This window comes from Xylophilus rhododendri (assembly GCF_009906855.1).
Classification (GTDB): Bacteria; Pseudomonadota; Gammaproteobacteria; order Burkholderiales; family Burkholderiaceae_C; genus Xylophilus; species Xylophilus rhododendri.
In genome coordinates, this window is record NZ_CP047650.1 from 1,811,354 (window position 1) to 1,828,185 (window position 16,832).

The window sequence follows — 16,832 nt, forward strand, 5'->3', positions numbered from 1 at the left end:
GCAGCAAGACCATGGCGCTTTCCTCCACCTCCTCCATCTCGTACAGCGGCAGCTCCTCGCCCAGCGAGGCGCTGGCCGCCGACGGCAAGTCGCTCAACGCCCTGAAGCTGGCCGCCGGCAACAAGAGCGATCCCAAGGCGATCAAGGAATCCGCCAAGCAGTTCGAATCGATGTTCATGCGCGAGCTGGTGAAAAGCATGCGCGAGGCGACGATGAAGTCCGGCATGAGCGACAGCGAGGGCGAGAAGCTCGGCACCGACCTGCTCGACCAGCAGTTCGCGGTGCAGATGTCCGGCCAGCCCGGCGGCCTCTCGGCCATGATCGAGAAGCAGCTCTCGGCCCAGCAGGGCATCAAGAGCGAGACGCTGCCCGCCTCCACCATTTCGCTCGGCGCCCTCAACAGCGGCAAGAGCGTGCAGTCCAGCGCCCCGATCAAGACCGGCAGCACGCAGGGCGACTTCGTGGCCAAGCTGGGCGACGCCGCCGCCACCGTCAGCCAGGAAAGCGGCATCCCCGCCAGCTTCATGCTCGGCCAGGCCGGCCACGAGACCGGCTGGGGCCGGCACATGATCAAGAACAAGGACGGCAGCAGCGCCAACAACCTGTTCGGCGTGAAGGCCGGCGGCGACTGGACCGGCAAGGTCGCCGAAGTCACCACCACCGAATACATCAACGGCCAGCCGCGCAAGGTCACGGCCAAGTTCCGCTCCTACGATTCGCCGGAAGACTCGCTGCGCGACTACGCCAAGCTGATCAACGAGAACCCGCGCTACGCCAACGCCCGGCAGAAGACCGACTCGGCCCATGCCTACGCCACCGAACTCAAGCGCGCCGGCTATGCCACCGACCCGGCCTACGCCAGCAAGCTGAGCCGCGCCATCGCCAGCGCCGCCCACTGGCAGCAGCGCGCAGTGGTGGCGGAGGCTAAAACCTCATGAGCCTGCTCAACGTCTCCGCCCGGGCGCTGTCGGCCAACTCGACGGCGCTGCAGACCATCGGGCACAACATCTCCAACGTCAACACGCCTGGTTATTCCAAGCAGACGGTGCAGCTGGAGTCGGCCGGCGGCCAGTACACCGGCGCGGGCTATATCGGCCGCGGCGTGTCGGTCGCCACCATCACCCGCGCGCACGACCAGTTCCTGACCAAGCAGGCCACGCTGGCCTCGTCCGTGGCGGCATCGGACTCGGTGCGTTCGGCCAGCCTGCTGCAGCTCGAAGACGTCTTCCCCGGCGGCAAGACCGGCCTGGGCGCGTCGGTCACCGACATGCTCAACGCCTTCACCGACGTGTCGGCCGCGCCCACCGACCTGACCGCCCGCTCGGTGGTGCTGACCCGCGCCAACGAAATGGCCGGCCGCTTCAACACCGCCGCCTCGCAGCTCGACGACCTGCAGACCACCACGCAGCAGAAGCTCAGCGACGACGTCACCGCCGTCAACGGCCTGGTCACCCGCATCGCCGCGGTCAACAACCAGATCGCCGCGGCCTTCGGCAGCTCGCAGCAGCCCAACGACCTGCTCGACCAGCGCGACACCCTGATCAAGGACCTGAACAAATACGTGCAGACCAACCAGATCGACAACGGCGACGGCTCCACCAACGTCTTCCTGGGCAGCCAGGCCCTGGTGCTGGGCACCAGCACCGCCAAGGTCGCCCTGGTGCCGGACCCGAACGGCGACCCCTCGGTGATGAAGCTCTCGGTGGGCCGTGCCGGCGTCACCGCCACCACACTGGAAGAGAGCCAGCTCGGCGGCGGCGAGATGGCCGGCCTGCTGCGCTTCAACAACACCGACCTGGCCGAAGGCCGCAACCTGCTGGGCCGCATCGCGCTGACCACCACCACCACCGTCAACGACCAGCACAAGCTGGGCCTGGACCTCAACGGCAATGCCGGCGGCGACCTGCTCAGCCCGATCACCATTCCGCCCGGCTTCTCCGCCTCCTACAACACCGGCACCGCCACCGTGCAGGCTTCGGTGGCCGACGTGAGCAAGCTGGCGGTGTCGGACTACCGCGTGATCATGAATTCGGGCAGCACCGGCTCGATCACCCGCATCTCCGACGGCCAGATCACCAACTTCGACCTGTCCTCGGGCGCACCGACGGTGGACGGCCTGTCCTTCGCCATCGGTGCCGGCGCCAACAGCGGCGACACCTTCACCGTCAAGCCCTTCGCCAGCGCCGCCGCGCAGATGGCCACCGTGTTCTCCTCGCCCAGCCAGCTGGCCGTGACCAGCCCGGTGGTGGCCACCGCCGCGGCCGACAACGAAGGCTCGGTCACCATCCAGGGCCTGCTGGCCACCTCGCAGAACGCCGCCCTGAAGAGCGACGCCATCATCACCTTCGACTCGCCCACCAGCTACACCGTGACCGTGCCGCCCGGCACCGCCAGCGCCAGCCAGGCCTTCACCAGCGGCCAGACCATCAGCCTCAACGGCTGGGAACTGACCCTGAAGGGCGTGCCCAAGGCCGGCGACGTGGTGATGGTGCAGGGCAACGACGCCAGCATCGGCACCCCGATGCGCGCCGCCGGCACCTGGCCGACCACCTACACCGCCACGCCCGTCAGCACCGTCGGCGGGCCGGTCACCACCACCGCCGGCAATGCCGATGCGATGGCCGCCCTGCGCGACAAGACGGTGTATGACGGCTCGCCGCTGTCGGACGGCTATGCCGCGCTGATGTCGGAGGTCGGCACCCGCGTGCAGAGCGCCCAGTTCACCGCCAGCGTCTCGGCCAACATCTCGACCAGCCTGGACAACAGCGCCTCCTCGGTCAGCGGCGTCAACCTCGACGAGGAGGCCGCCAAGCTGCTGCAGTTCCAGCAGGCCTACCAGGCCTCGGCCAAGATGATCCAGGTCGCGCAGACGCTTTTCGATTCCGTCATCGGCGCGATGCGCTAACAGGACAAGGACACCGAGCCATGAGCACCTCCCGCATCGGCACCGCCAGCGCCTACGCCGGCGCCGTCCAGAACCTGTCGGACCGCCAGCAAGCCCTGGTGACCCTGCAGCAGAACATGACCTCGGGCAAGCGCATCAACCGCACCAGCGACGACCCGACCTCCGCCGCCCAGGCCGAACGCGCCAACACCCGCATCGACCGCATCGCCGCCGACCAGCGCCTGCTGGCCTCGCAGCGCGACACCATCTCCACCGCCGAGTCCACGCTCGGCAGCAGCATCGACGCGCTGCAGAGCTTTCGCGAGCTGGTGGTCAGCGCCGGCAGCGGCACGCTCACCCCGGCCGACCGCGGCTACATCGCCCAGCAGCTCACCAGCCTGCGCGACGAGATCTTCGCCAACTCCAACAAGTCCGACAGCAACGGCACGCCGCTGTTCAGCGGCCTGGGCAGCGCCGACCAGCCCTTCACCAACACCCAGCAGGTGAACTTCGCCGGCCTCTCGGGCCAGCGCACCGGCGGCGCCACCACCGTGGCGCCCACGCTGGACGGCCAGGCCACCTTCATGAACGTGCCCACCGGCAACGGCACCTTCACCTTGGCCACCGGCACCGCCAACACCGGCACCGTGTCGGTGGACGCCGGCAGCGTGCAGAACCCCAGCGCCATCACCGGCCACAACTACACCATCGGCTTCGCGGTCGATGCCACCACCGGCGTCAAGAGCTACACCGTCACCGACACCACCGCCGGCACCACCGCCGCCACCGGCACCTACAAGGAGAGCGGCAGCATCTCCTTCGACGGCATGACGATGACGATGAAAGGCACGCCCGCCGACGGCGACACCGTGGCCATCGCCCCCAGCACCCGCAGCGACCTGTTCGCCACGCTGGACCAGGCCATCTCCAGCATCAAGAACGCCACCAGCAACAGCGGCGCCCTGCCCACGCAGATCGCCCAGTCGCTGGTGCAGATCGATTCCGGCCTGTCGCGCCTGCAGTCCTCGCGCAGCCTGGCCGGCGACATCCTCAACCAGGCCGACCGCATCAAGACCAGCCAGGACACCCGCAGCGACCAGCTCACCGCCGAGAAATCCAACGCCGAGGACCTCGATATGATCAAGGCGGTTTCCGAGTTCTCGACCCAGCAGACCGGCTACCAGGCCGCGCTGAGTTCCTACGCGCAGATCCAGAAGCTCTCGCTGTTCACCTATATCAGCTGACACAGCCTTCTTCGCGTCGCACGCGCCGTACTCGGGACCGCTTTTTTCGCGGGGCAGCCGCCCCGCCCGGTCCAGATCCTCCCAGGCGCATGACGGCTTCTGTCCTCGACTGCATATCGCTTTCCTACCAGACCCTGTGGGGCCGGCAGCGCTCGCTCGTCGGCATCGCGGTCTTCGTCGCGCCCCTGCCCGAGCCGCCGCTGCCCGGCCCGATCGACGCACAGGAGTTGCTCGAAGCCCTGGGTGACCGCCTGCCCGCCGACGGCCCGCCGCTGTTCCTGGTGCCGCAGTCGCAAGGCCTGCTGCTCGACCTGCTGGCGGTGATCGACCCGCCCGCACCGCCCGGCGCGCCGGGCCCGCGCTTCGCCACCCGCACCCTGGCCGCGCCCACACTGGTGGTGCCCGACTTCCTGCTGCAGGCCAGCAGCCTGGCCGCCAACGGCATCCGCCTGGCCCGCCAGCGCGGCCTGCGGCTGGTGTGGCGCGGCAGCGCCGACGCGCCGCCGCCGCCCGAGCTGCGCGACAACTTCCACCGCTACTGGCTCGACCTGCCCGCGCCCTGGGCCGCCGCCGCGCTGAAGGACGCCACCCGCAAGGCCAGCGTCGGCCAGCAGATCGGCCCCGGCCGCCTGCCGCCCGGCCACATCTACGGCGGCATCGAGAGCCGGGTGCTGATGGAGTATTGCCTGGACCGCTGCAAGGCCCTGGCGCTGGCCGGCTGGCCGGCCGAGGACGTGGTCTACAGCCTGCGCCACCAGGCGATGCAGCCCTCGCACGCGGTCGTCATGGCCGCGCTCAAGGCCCTGGAGGGCGACCGCTCGGCCGAGGTGGTGCAGCGCACGCTGAGCGAGGATCCGCTGCTGGTCTACCGCTTCCTGATCTACGCCAACTCGCCGGCCCTGGGCCTGCGCGCGCCGATCGAATCCATCCGCCACGGCATGATGATGCTGGGCATAGACACCATCCGCAGCTGGCTCGGCCAGCAGGTGCCGTTTGCCAGCCGCGAGACGGCGCTGCGCCCGGTCAACGCCCAGCTGGTGCTGCGCGCCCGGCTGATGGAGAACCTGCTCGACGCCGGCATCGAAGAGGCCCTGCGGCGCGAGGTCTCGCTCTGCGGCCTGTTCTCGGGCCTGGACCTGCTGCTGAACGAACCCGCCGGCGTGCTGCTGCCCCGCATCCGCCTGTCGCGCCGGGTGCAGGACGCCGTGATCCAGCACGACGGCCCCTACGGCCCGAGCCTGGCCGTGACCCTGGCGCTGGAAAAGGACGACCCGCTGGCGGTGCAGGCCTTGTGCGCCACGCACGAGATGGAGCCGGGTCGGGTGAACCGCGCGCTGCTCGATGTGCTGGGCGACATCGATGTGGATGGGCCGACGATCTAGCCCGGGGACGCGAACGCTTCAGCCATCCATTCGATGAACACCCGCAGCCGCGCCGAAGGATGGCGCGAGCGCGGATACAGCACCGACACCGGCATGGTCGGCGGCCGCAGCGCGGGCAGCAGTTCGACCAGGGCGCCGCTCTGCAGTTCGGCCTCGCGGCTGTAGCGCGGCGCCTGGATCAGGCCCAGGCCGGCGCGCGAGGCGGCGGCATAAGTCTCCACGCCGTTGACCGCCAGCACGCTGGGCAGGGTCAGCTCGCGCGGCCGGCCGTCCACCAGGAAGACCAGCGGCATCACGCCGCCGGTGGCGGAAGACCGGAAACCCACCATGCGATGGCCCCGCGCCAGATCGTCCAGCGAGGCCGGCGTGCCATGCCGCGCCAGGTAGGCGGGCGAGGCGCAGGTGACTTCCGGCAGTTCCGCGAGGCGGCGCGCCACCAGTTCGCTGTCGGCCAGCTTGCCGGCGCGCAGCACGCAGTCCATGCCCTCGCGCACCAGGTCGGAATAACGGTCGCTCTCGCTGAACTGCAGCTCGATGCCGGGATAGGCGGCCATGAAGTCCGGCAGGCGCGGCAGCAGGAAATGGCTGGCCAGCGTGCCCTGCACGCCCACATGCAGCAGGCCGTGCGGCCGGGCGCCGGCGAAGCTGTTGTCGGCCTCCTCCAGGTCGGCGATCAGGCGGATGCAGCGCTGGTAGTAGGCCTCGCCGTCCAGCGTGGGACTGACATGGCGGGTGGTGCGCTGCAGCAGGCGCACGCCCAGGCGTGCCTCCAGCGACTTGACCGCATCGGTCGCGGAGGAACGTGGCAGGCCCAGGTCCTCGGCTGCCTGGGTGAAGCTGCGGCACTCCACGATGCGGGTGAAGACACGCATGGTGTCGAAGCGGTCCATTGTTCGATTTTCCCGGATAGTGATGGCGGTATGGTTAGGATTATTTTCCAGCCGCGTACAGCTATCGTGGCAGCCATGTCGCCGATGTCCGGCGGACGTATTTGCACAGGAGTCCCTCATGACCGCAGCCACCCACATCTCCAACTCCAAGGTCGCCCTGGTGACCGGCGCATCGCGCGGCATCGGCGCGGCGATCGCCGAGCGGCTGGCGAGCGACGGCTTCGCCGTCATCGTCAACTACGCGGGCAGTGAAGGCGCTGCCCGCGAAGTGGTCGGGCGCATCGAAGCCGCTGGCGGCCGGGCCCTGGCCGTGCGTGCCGACGTGGCGGACGCGGCCTCGGTGCGCGCCATGTTCGAAGCCGCCGAATCCGCCTTCGGCGGCGTGGACGTGCTGGTCAACAACGCCGGGGTGATGAGCCTGTCGACCATCGCCCAGAGCGAGGACGAGGCCTTCGACCACATGGTCTCGATCAACCTCAAGGGCAGCTTCAACACCCTGCGCGAAGCCGCCCGCCGGCTGCGCGACGGAGGCCGGGTGATCAACCTCTCCACCACCGTGCTGGCCCTGCTGCAGCCCACCTACGGCATCTATGCCGCCACCAAGGCCGGCGTGGAGGCCCTGACCAGCATCCTGGCCAAGGAGATGCGCGGCCGCGGCATCACCGTCAACGCCGTGGCGCCGGGACCCACGGCGACCGACCTGTTCCTCAACGGCAAGCCGCCGGAGCTGGTCGAACGCATGGCCAAGGCCGCGCCGCTGGAGCGCCTGGGCCAGCCCGAGGACATCGCCGCCGCCGTGGCCTTCCTGGCCGGCCCGGACGGTGCGTGGATCAACGGGCAGACCCTGCGCGCCAACGGCGGCCTGGCCTGACGGCAGCGGGAGCGCCCCGGCCGCTATAAGCTCGGCGCTCCCATGCGAATCCACGAACTGAAACAGCGGCTGCAGTTGGCCGGCGCCGGCCCCAGCCACGAACAACGCATCCTGCGCAGCTGGTGCCATGCGCTGCCGCGCAATGCCGGCAAACGCAGCCCCGAGACCTTCTTTCCCTCGGCGCTGATGGCCGCCCTGCCGGCCATCGAGGCCGAACTGGCCGGGCTGGCGCGCATCACCGCCGTGCATCCCGGCGAGGACGGTTCCGAGCGCCTGCTGGTCACCCTGGCCGATGGCCAGACGGTGGAGAGCGTGCTGCTGCCGCGTGAGGGGCTGTGTGTGTCTTCGCAGGTCGGATGCGCCGTGGGCTGCCGCTTTTGCATGACCGGCCGCGACGGCCTGCTGCGCCAGGTGGGCAGCGCCGAGATCGTCGCCCAGGTGGCGCTGGCGCGGGCCCGGCGGCCGGTGCGCAAGGTGGTCTTCATGGGCATGGGCGAGCCGGCCCACAACCTCGACAACGTGCTCGAAGCGATCGAATTGCTGGGCACGATCGGCAACATCGGGCACAAGAACCTGGTGTTCTCGACCGTGGGCGGTCCGCGGGCCTTCGAGCGGCTGCATCGGTCGGCGGTCAAGCCTGCGCTTGCGCTGTCGCTGCACACCACCCGGCTCGAGCTGCGTCGCCAGTTGCTGCCGCGTGCGCCGGACATGACTCCCGAGGAACTGGTCGAGGCCAGCGAACGTTATGCCCGCGCCACCGGCTACCCGGTGCAGTACCAGTGGGCCCTGCTCGAAGGCGTGAACGACGGCGACGAGGAGATCGAAGGCCTGGTGCGCCTGCTCGCGGGCAAGTACGGCGTGCTCAACCTGATCCCCTTCAACGCGGTCGATGGCGCCGACTACCAGCGCCCCACGCAAGAGCGCTGCGAACACCTGGCGCGCGAGTTGCACCGGCGCGGCATCCTGACCAAGCTGCGCTGGTCGGCCGGGCAGGATGTGGAAGGTGGCTGCGGGCAACTGCGGGCTCGGGCGGGGCTGGCGCAGATGGTGTCGCAGCCGGTCCGCGGGCAGGTCAGCGCAAAAGAAAAATAGGCCAAAAGGCCAAAACTGAAAAAAAAACCTGGCTCAGTGAAAAAAAAAACTGGGTCTCTGGCTCCCCAAAAAACTTTTTAAGCGGTCGCAGGAAACTTCACCGGCGCTTTGGCACGCGCCTTGCATCTCATCTTGTACACATGTTCGTATTCTTCAAGATGGTGCAAACGAATGCCGACTGCCCAGCCCTCATCGCTGACCCCGTCCGCCAACGCACCGGCCCGCCCGGAAAACGCCTGGATCGCGCCCTGGCCCGCCCCGCTGGCCGGCACTGACGGCGGCCCGCTCGCCGGCCTGCGTTTCGCCGCCAAGGACAACATCGCCGTCGCCGGCGTGCCCACCACCGCCGCCTGCCCGGCTTTCTCCTTCACGCCGGCGGAGCACGCCAATCCGGTGCGGCGTGCGCTGGATGCGGGCGCGCTGCTGCTGGGCAAGACCAACCTCGACCAGTTCGCTTGCGGCCTCAACGGCACCCGCTCGCCCTATGGCGCGGTGCCCAATGCTTTCGACGCGGCCTATGTCAGCGGCGGCTCCAGCTCGGGCTCCGCCTATGTGGTGGCCACGGGGCAGGCCGACTTCTCCTTCGGCACCGACACGGCCGGCTCGGGCCGGGTGCCGGCGGGGTTGAACAACATCGTGGGATTAAAGCCCTCCAAAGGCCTGATCGGCGCGGGCGGCGTGGTGCCGGCGGCGCAGAGCCAGGACTGCGTTTCCATCTTCGCCACCACCGTGGCGACCGCCGTGAAGGTGCTCGAAACCGTGATGGGCGCGGATCCGGCCGACCCCTACTCCCGCATTCCGGACATGGCCCGCGAGCCGCTGCCCGCCGCCTTCCGTTTCGGCGTGCCGGCACAGCTCGAATTCTTCGGCGACAGTGCATCGGAGGCCGCCTTCTACGACGCCCTCGCCGGCCTGGCCGCGCTGGGCGGCACCGCCGTGCCGATCGACTACGCGCCCCTGGCCGAAGCCGCCGCCCTGCTCTACGACAGCGCCCTGGTCGCTGAACGCTACGCCGCCGTGCGCGACTTCTTCGACGCCCATCCGGACGAGGTGATCGAGCCGGTGCGCGGCATCCTGGCCGCCGGCAAGGGCTACACCGCCGCCGACGTCTTCCAGGCCCAGCACCGCCTGCAGGCCCTGGCCGCGCAGGCCGCGACGATCTGGCCCGGCATCGACCTCCTGTGCGTGCCCACCGCCCCCTGCCACTGCACCATCGCGGCGATGCGCGCCGAACCGGTGCAGCGCAACCGCGAACTCGGCTACTACACCAACTTCGTCAACCTGCTCGACTACGCCGCCCTGTCGGTGCCCGCCAGCATCCGGCCGGACGGCCTGCCCTTCGGCATCACCCTGATCGGCCCCTGCGGCAGCGACTGGCAGCTGGCCGAGCTGGGCCAACGCTTCCATCACGCCACCGGGCTGACCCAGGGTGCCACCGCACAAGTGCTGCCCGCGCCGGTGCCGATCGCCCCGCTGCAGCCCGGGCCGTCCACCCACCTGGCGCTGGCCGTCGTGGGCGCGCATCTGTCGGGCCTGCCGCTCAACGGCCAGCTGACCGAACGCGGCGCGCGGCTGGCCGAGGCCACGCAGACCGCACCGCACTACCGCCTCTACGCCCTGCCCGACACCACGCCGCCCAAACCGGGGCTGGGCCGGGTCGCGCCGGGCGAGGACGGCGCCTCCATCGCCGTCGAGGTCTGGCATCTGCCCCTGGCCCAGGTCGGCAGCTTCCTCGCCCTGGTGCCGCCGCCGCTGGGCCTGGGCAGCGTGGAGCTGGCCGATGGCCGCTGGGTGCACGGCTTCATCTGCGAGGGCCATGCCCTGCGGGATGCCCGCGACGTCACCGCATTCGGCGGCTGGCGCGCCTTCGTCGCCTCCCGCACGACGCCGCCCGCGGCCTGAGCACGGTTTTTGCGCTTTCTTTTTCGATCCCCTTGTTGAGGAGTTCCCGATGCAGCCATCCACCACCCCCCGCCGCCGCGTCCTGCAAATCGGCGCCACCGCCCTGGGCGCCCTGGCCGCGCCGGCCATCGTGCGGGCGCAGTCCACGCCGAAGATCCGCATCGGCTTCTGGCCCGTTGCGGCCGGCCTGCCTTTCTTTGCGGCGGTCGACAAGGGCTATTTCAAGGAAGCCGGCCTGGACGTGGAGCCGCTGAAGTTCGCCGGCGCCCAGCAGGTGATGGAGGCCATGCTCTCCGGCCGCTCCGACGGCAGCGCCAACGGCACCGGCTCGGCCAACCTGGCCATCGGCGAGATCGCCCAGCCCGGCCTGTTCAAGATCTTCTGCACCAACCCGAGCAACGCGAAGAACGTGCTCGACGAGTTCATCACCGCCAAGGACAGCCCCTACAAGACGGTCGCCGACCTCAAGGGCAAGAAGGTCGCCTCCGGCCCCGGCATCCAGAACGTGACCCTGTGCAAGACCATGCTGGAGCGCGCCGGCGCCACCGGCGCCACGGTGAGCGAGCTGCCCATCGGCCAGCATGTGGCCGCGCTGGTCGCCGGCCAGGTCGATGCCTGCTACACCCTGGAGCCCACCGGCACCGTCGGCCGCATGAACGGCACCACCCGGGTGATCGAAGCCGGTGTCGTCGCCAAATACATCCTGGGCGATGCGATGGCGCCCTGGCACGGCGGCGCGGCCAGCCTGACCAGCGAGTTCATCAAGAAGAACCCCGAGGCCGCCAAGAAATTCATCGCCGCCTATGCCCGCGGCGTGGAGCTGGTGCGCAGCAAGCCCGAGGATGCGCGCCAGTACATGAAGGGCTACACGGCCATCGAGGGCCCGCTCACCGCCGAGGTGCCGCTGGCCGCCTACATGCTCTACAACGAGTTCAAGCCGGCCGACCTGGCCTACTTCCAGAAGTTCTACGACCTGTTCACCGAGAAGGGCATCTTCGACAAGAAGGTCGTCGTGGACAGCCTGATCTACAAGGGCTGACCATGGCCGACGCCGCCACCACCAAAGCCGCACCGGCCGCCTGGACGCCGCCGGCCGCCAACGCCACGGCCTTCGTGCCCAAACGGCCCCTGTGGGACCGCCTGCTGCCCTTCATCGGCCCGGTCGTGCTGTTCATCCTCTGGGACCTGGTGGTGCGGCTGGGCTTCATCAAGCCGATCCTGCTGCCCACGCCGCTCGATACCCTGGTCGCCCTGGTCACCGGCCTGGCCGGCGGGCCGCTGCTGACCGACTTCGCGGTGACCGTCTGGCGCACGCTGCAGGCCTTCGTCATCGCCGCGGTGGTGGGCGTGCCGCTGGGCGTGCTGCTGGGCAGCAACGAGCGGGTCTACCGCAGCGTGGAGTTCCTGGTGGACTTTTTCCGCTCCACGCCCTCGTCGGCGCTGATCCCGCTGTTCCTGCTGATCTTCGGCGTGTCGGACATCAACAAGGTGGCCATCGCCGCCTTCGGCGCCTTCCTGATCGTGATCTTCAACAGCGCCTACGGCGTCATCAATGCCCGCAAGCAGCGGGTGATGGCCGCCAAGGTGATGGGCGCCTCGCGCTGGCAGGTGTTCAAGGACGTGCTGATCTGGGAGAGCCTGCAGCCCAGCTTCGTCGGCCTGCGCTCGGCCGTGTCGATGGCGCTGGTGATCGTCATCGTGGCCGAGATGTTCATCGGCTCGGACGCGGGCCTCGGCCACCGCATCATCGATGCGCAGCAGGTGCTCAACGTCAAGAGCATGTATGCGGCGATCCTGTCGGCGGGCGCTCTCGGCTACGCTCTCAACATCCTGTTCTTAATCGCCGAACGCAAGATCGTTCACTGGAGTGGTCGATGAGCACCGTGATCAACGGCCCGGTCTATGCCGACGTGCCGCCACCCGTCTTCTCGCCCGGCCCGGCCGGCACCCACGTCACCATCCGGGGGCTGACCAAGTACTTCGCCGGCTGGCCGCTGTACGAGAACTTCGACCTCGACATTCCCAAGCACAAGATCGTGTCGGTCTTCGGGCCCAACGGCTGCGGCAAGTCCACGCTGATCAACATGATCGCCGGCCTGATCCCGATCGACAGCGGCGAGATCCTGTTCGACGGCAAGTCGCTGAAGGACACCAAGATCGGCTACGTCTTCCAGAACTACCGCGAGGCGATGTTCCCGTGGATGCGCACCATCGACAACATCGCCTATCCGCTCAAGCTCGAAGGCCGCAGCAAGGCGGAAGTCGACCGGCGCATGGCCGAACTCGTCGCCTCCTTCGACGTGAAGTTCGACCTGAACCGTTTCCCCTACGAACTCTCCGGCGGCCAGCAGCAGACGGCCTCCATCATGCGGGCCCTGGCGCCCAACCCGGAGGTGCTCTTCCTCGACGAGCCCTTCTCCGCACTGGACTTCGAGATGACCCTCTTCATCCGCGAAAAGCTGCAGGAGGTCTTCATGCAGACCGGCACCACCATGCTGCTGGTCTCGCACGACCTGGAAGAGGCCGTGTACCTGGCCGACGAAGTGCTGCTGCTGACCAAGCGCCCCACCCGCGTGGCCGAGATCCTGCGCTACGGCGACCCGCGCCCGCGCACGGTGGAGACCCTCAGCCAGCCGAGCTTCGTGGCGATGAAAAAGCACAGCCTGGAGATCTTCCAGCGCGAGGTGCGGCGATGAGCGGCCCGCTCCCCGACAAGGCCGCGCAGGAGCGCTATGTGGACGCCACCGCCGCGCTCATCGGCCTGCCGCTGGCGGCGGACCACCGCCCCGGCGTGCTCGGCTTCTTCGCCCTGGCCGCCTCCATGGCCGCGGCCATCGAGGCGGTGCCGCTGACGCCGCACGACGACTCGCCGATGCGTTTCGAACCCGTTTCCCCGCGCGAGGCCGCATGACCCAGGCCACCGAACTCCTGCTGGGCGACGCGGCCGGCATGGCCGCCGCGGTGCGTGCCGGACAGATCAGCGCCACCGCCCTGGTCCAGGCCAGCCTGGACCGCATCGCCGCCACCGACGGCAGCGTCAACGCCTTCACCGCCCTGGTGCAGGAACGGGCGCTGACCCGCGCCTGGATGCTCGACCATGCGGGCGCGAGCCAGAAGGCCAAGCCCCTGTTCGGCGTGCCCTTCGCGGTGAAGAACCTGTTCGACGTCGAAGGCATGCCCACGCTGGCCGGCTCGAAGATCGAACGCGCCAGTCCGCCGGCCGGGCAGGATGCCCTGCTGGTCAGGCGCCTGGAGGATGCCGGCGCGGTGCTGGTCGGCGCCCTCAACATGGACGAGTACGCCTACGGCTTCACCACCGAGAACAGCCACGAAGGCCCGGTGCACAACCCGCACGACCTGGCACGCATCGCGGGCGGCTCCTCCGGCGGCTCGGCGGCGGCGGTGGCGGCCGGCCAGGTGCCGCTGACACTCGGCTCGGACACCAACGGCTCGATCCGTGTGCCCGCATCGCTGTGCGGCATCTTCGGCCTGAAGCCCACCTTCGGCCGGCTGCCACGTACGCGCACCTACCCCTTCGTCTCCAGCCTGGACCACCTGGGCCCCTTCGCCCGCAGCACCCGCGACCTGGCCCTGGCCTACGACGCGATGCAGGGCCACGACGCGGGCGACCCCGGCTGCGCCAGGCGCGAGGCCCAGCCCGTCTCCGCCCTGCTGGATGCGGGCACCACCGGCCTGCGCATCGGCATCCTCGGCGGCTGGTTCCAGGACCGCGCCGGACCCGAGGCCCGCGCCGCCGTCGCCCGGGTCGCCGAGGCACTGGGCGCGCGCGAGACGGTCGAGCTGCCGCTGGTGGAAGCCGGCCGCGCCGCCGCCTTCCTCATCACCAATGCGGAAGGCGCCGCGCTGCACCTGGACGACCTGCGCCAGCGCGCCGCCGATTTCGAACCCCTGTCGCGCGACCGCTTCCTGGCCGGCGCCCTGCTGCCCGCCGCCTGGATCGCCCGCGCCCAGCGGGTGCGCCAGCAATATGCCGAGGCCGCCGCCCGGGTCTTCGAACGCTTCGACATCCTGCTCGCGCCCTCCACACCCTGCCCGGCCACCACCATCGGCCAGGAGTTCTTCGACATCGGCGGCCAGCCGCTGCAGGTGCGGCCCAATATGGGGCTGCTGACCCAGCCGATCTCCTGCATCGGCCTGCCGGTCTGCTCGGTGCCGGTGTGGGGCGCGCACGAACGCCTGCCCATCGGTGTGCAACTGATCGCCGCGCCCTGGCGCGAAGACCTGGCGCTGCGTGTCTCCGCCTTCCTGGAGGAGGCCGGCACGGTCTATGCACCGGTGGCGCCCCTGTGATGTTGCAAAGGCCTTCCATGGAAACCCAGATCAATCTGCCCGAGGTGCTGGCCGAGGTCACCGACGCCTTCTACCGCTACGAGGACGCGCTGGTGCACAACAAGGTCGAGGTGCTCGACGAACTGTTCTGGGACAGCGTGCACACCCTGCGCTACGGCGCCACCGAGAACCTCTACGGCTACGCGCAGATCCAGGCCTTCCGCGCCGCCCGGCCCTCGGCCGGCCTGGCGCGCGAGCTGCTGCAGGTGGTGATCACCAGCTACGGCCAGGACTTCGCCACCGCCAACTGCGAGTTCCAGCGCATCGGCAGCAGCAGCACCGGCCGCCAGAGCCAGACCTGGATGCGCACCGCGCAGGGCTGGCGGGTGGTCGCCGCCCATGTCAGCCCGCTGGGCTGACCCTGAAGCACCCGACGAGGCCCGCATGACCACCATCGAAGACGCCCAACCCTTCGCCTTCCGCTTCGACCCGGCGCACACCGCCCTGGTCATCATCGACATGCAGCGCGACTTCATCGAGCCCGGCGGTTTCGGCGAGACCCTGGGCAACGACGTCTCCCTGCTCGAAGCCATCGTGCCCGCCTGCCGCTCGGTGCTGCTGGCCTGGCGCGCGGCCGGCGGCCTGGTGGTGCACACCCGCGAATCGCATGCGGCGGACCTGTCGGACTGCCCGCCCGCCAAGCTCAACCGCGGCGAGCCGCGCCTGCGCATCGGCGACGCCGGTCCCATGGGCCGCATCCTGATCGCCGGCGAGCCGGGCAACCAGATCATCCGGGCGCTGGCGCCCGTGCCGGGCGAATGGGTGATCGACAAGCCCGGCAAGGGCGCCTTCTACGCCACCGGCCTGCACGAGCGGCTGCAGATCCGCGGCGTGCGCCAGCTGATCTTCATGGGCGTGACCGCCGAGGTCTGCGTGCAGACCAGCATGCGCGAGGCCAACGACCGGGGCTACGACTGCCTGCTGCTGGAAGACTGCACCGAGAGTTATTTCCCCGCCTTCAAGGCCGCCACGCTGGAGATGGTGCGGGCCCAGGGCGGCATCGTGGGCTGGACGGCCGGCAGCGAATCGCTCTTGACCGCCCTGGCAGGCGGGACAAGCTGAGCGACTACCATTTCCCGGTGCCCGCCTCCTCTCCCGTGACACCCGCTGCGCCCAAGGCCGAGACGGCCGCGTTTCGTTCGCGGGCGGACGATACCTACGCGCTGCTCAAGCGCGACATCGCCGAATTCCGGCTGTTGCCGGGCGACCGGTTCACCGAGGGCGAGGTCAGCGAGCGGCTGGGCGTCTCGCGCACGCCTGTGCGGCAGGCGCTGTTCCGGCTGCAGCAGGAGGGTTTCGTCGAGGTGCTGTTCCGCGCCGGCTGGCGGGTGCTGCCCTTCGACTTCGACGAGTTCGAGCAGCTCTACGACCTGCGGCTGGTGCTGGAGACCACGGCCGTGGCCCGGCTCTGCGAGGATGCCCCTCGGGTCGACCATGCCCGGCTGCAGGCCCTGGCCGCGATCTGGCTGGTGCCGGTGGAAGCGCGCAGCACCGATACCGCGCAGGTGTCGGGCTGGGACGAGGAGTTCCACTGCGAGCTGGTGGCGGCCGCGGGCAACGGGCCGATGACGCGGGTGCATCGGGACATCACCGACCGCATCCGCATCATCCGGCGGCTGGACTTCACCCAGCAGCCGCGCATCACGGCCACCTACGACGAGCATGCGCAGATCCTTCATGCGATCCTGGCGCGGCGCGGCAAGCAGGCGGCGCTGCTGCTGCGCAGTCATATCGAAACCAGCCAGGCGGAGGTGCGCAAGATCACGCTGCACCAGGTTTATCTGGCTCGCCAAGGAGGACGGACTTGAAGATTCTTTTGATGTTGCTGGTGGTGGGGGCTCTGGGGGGCTGTACGGCTACCGGGTCTTCGTCGTCGCGGGGGGCGTCTTCGGGGGTGGTGGGGGTCGGGTTGAGGTGTTTGGGGATATTGATGCGGGGGTGGGGCGGGTTTCTCGCTGATCTGGTTTGAATCTTTTTTGGGGTTCTGTTTCCCCGTTGGGGGGCGGTTCTCCTGCGGAGGGCGGAGCTGGGGCTGCGCGCCCCAGACCGCGCTCACTTTCTTTGCTTCGCCAAAGAAAGTAAGCAAAGAAAGGCGACCCGACACCCGAGGCCCTTCGGGCACCGCTGCGGTACTCGCAAAGGCGGGTCCACGACAACTCGCCTTCGGCTCAAACAGGTCGTGGCCCTGATCCGCCTTTGCTCCGTTCCTCGCTCTCG

General features: G+C 69.4%; 16 protein-coding genes. 15 read left to right on the forward strand and 1 reads right to left on the reverse strand.

The genetic code is table 11. From position 1 onward, the window contains the following. The first annotated feature begins 11 nt into the window (after positions 1 to 11). From flgJ to GT347_RS08280, 4 genes are all read left to right on the forward strand, one after another. Positions 12 to 938, forward strand: coding sequence for a flagellar assembly peptidoglycan hydrolase FlgJ (flgJ, locus tag GT347_RS08265; protein WP_160551506.1), 927 nt, complete (start codon positions 12 to 14; stop codon positions 936 to 938). Continuing rightward, positions 935 to 2,905 carry a flagellar hook-associated protein FlgK gene (flgK, locus tag GT347_RS08270; protein ID WP_160551507.1) on the forward strand — a complete coding sequence of 657 codons (1,971 nt, stop codon included), beginning with the start codon at positions 935 to 937 and terminating at the stop codon, positions 2,903 to 2,905. The genes flgJ and flgK overlap by 4 nt, the downstream gene beginning before the upstream one ends. A gap of 20 nt (positions 2,906 to 2,925) precedes the next feature. After that, positions 2,926 to 4,128, forward strand: a complete 1,203-nt coding sequence (flgL, locus tag GT347_RS08275) for a flagellar hook-associated protein FlgL (protein WP_160551508.1) — start codon at positions 2,926 to 2,928, stop codon at positions 4,126 to 4,128. An 89-nt stretch (positions 4,129 to 4,217) separates the two neighbouring features. Next, positions 4,218 to 5,510, forward strand: coding sequence for an HDOD domain-containing protein (locus tag GT347_RS08280; RefSeq protein ID WP_160551509.1), 1,293 nt, complete (start codon positions 4,218 to 4,220; stop codon positions 5,508 to 5,510). On the opposite strand, the gene GT347_RS08285 is transcribed toward GT347_RS08280, so the two are convergent. Next, a complete protein-coding gene (locus GT347_RS08285; protein WP_160551510.1) occupies positions 5,507 to 6,400 on the reverse strand; it encodes a LysR family transcriptional regulator in 894 nt (297 codons plus the stop codon). The genes GT347_RS08280 and GT347_RS08285 overlap by 4 nt on opposite strands. Before the next feature lie 118 nt (positions 6,401 to 6,518). Here GT347_RS08285 and GT347_RS08290 point away from each other — a divergent pair, with 118 nt between their 5' ends. From GT347_RS08290 to GT347_RS08340, 11 genes are all read left to right on the forward strand, one after another. Then, on the forward strand, positions 6,519 to 7,271 hold the full coding sequence (locus GT347_RS08290; RefSeq protein ID WP_160551511.1) for an SDR family oxidoreductase: 753 nt from the start codon (positions 6,519 to 6,521) through the stop codon (positions 7,269 to 7,271). Positions 7,272 to 7,313: 42 nt separating this feature from the next. Next, the gene (locus tag GT347_RS08295) at positions 7,314 to 8,363 is read left to right on the forward strand and encodes an RNA methyltransferase (RefSeq protein WP_160551512.1); all 1,050 of its coding nucleotides are present in this window, start codon (positions 7,314 to 7,316) and stop codon (positions 8,361 to 8,363) included. Positions 8,364 to 8,534: 171 nt separating this feature from the next. Then, positions 8,535 to 10,265 (forward strand): allophanate hydrolase, encoded by a 1,731-nt coding sequence (gene atzF, locus GT347_RS08300; RefSeq protein WP_160551513.1) that lies wholly within the window; start codon positions 8,535 to 8,537, stop codon positions 10,263 to 10,265. A 49-nt stretch (positions 10,266 to 10,314) separates the two neighbouring features. Further along, complete coding sequence (locus GT347_RS08305; RefSeq protein ID WP_160551514.1) at positions 10,315 to 11,304, forward strand: ABC transporter substrate-binding protein; 990 nt, start codon at positions 10,315 to 10,317, stop codon at positions 11,302 to 11,304. A 2-nt stretch (positions 11,305 to 11,306) separates the two neighbouring features. Beyond that, positions 11,307 to 12,143: an ABC transporter permease gene (locus GT347_RS08310; protein ID WP_160551515.1), complete on the forward strand. Its 837-nt coding sequence runs from the start codon at positions 11,307 to 11,309 to the stop codon at positions 12,141 to 12,143. Next, positions 12,140 to 12,961, forward strand: coding sequence for an ABC transporter ATP-binding protein (locus GT347_RS08315; protein WP_160551516.1), 822 nt, complete (start codon positions 12,140 to 12,142; stop codon positions 12,959 to 12,961). The genes GT347_RS08310 and GT347_RS08315 overlap by 4 nt, the downstream gene beginning before the upstream one ends. After that, on the forward strand, positions 12,958 to 13,176 hold the full coding sequence (locus GT347_RS08320) for an AtzG-like protein (protein WP_160551517.1): 219 nt from the start codon (positions 12,958 to 12,960) through the stop codon (positions 13,174 to 13,176). Before GT347_RS08315 ends, GT347_RS08320 begins: the two co-directional genes overlap by 4 nt. Then, entirely contained in the window at positions 13,173 to 14,576 is a 1,404-nt protein-coding gene (locus GT347_RS08325; RefSeq protein WP_160551518.1) for an AtzE family amidohydrolase, read from the forward strand. Before GT347_RS08320 ends, GT347_RS08325 begins: the two co-directional genes overlap by 4 nt. 17 nt (positions 14,577 to 14,593) lie before the next feature. After that, positions 14,594 to 14,974 carry an oxalurate catabolism protein HpxZ gene (hpxZ, locus tag GT347_RS08330; RefSeq protein WP_160551519.1) on the forward strand — a complete coding sequence of 127 codons (381 nt, stop codon included), beginning with the start codon at positions 14,594 to 14,596 and terminating at the stop codon, positions 14,972 to 14,974. Between the two features lie 25 nt (positions 14,975 to 14,999). Continuing rightward, positions 15,000 to 15,677: a cysteine hydrolase family protein gene (locus tag GT347_RS08335; RefSeq protein WP_160551520.1), complete on the forward strand. Its 678-nt coding sequence runs from the start codon at positions 15,000 to 15,002 to the stop codon at positions 15,675 to 15,677. Between the two features lie 17 nt (positions 15,678 to 15,694). Next, positions 15,695 to 16,423: a GntR family transcriptional regulator gene (locus GT347_RS08340; protein WP_195812405.1), complete on the forward strand. Its 729-nt coding sequence runs from the start codon at positions 15,695 to 15,697 to the stop codon at positions 16,421 to 16,423. The last annotated feature ends 409 nt before the right edge of the window (positions 16,424 to 16,832 follow it).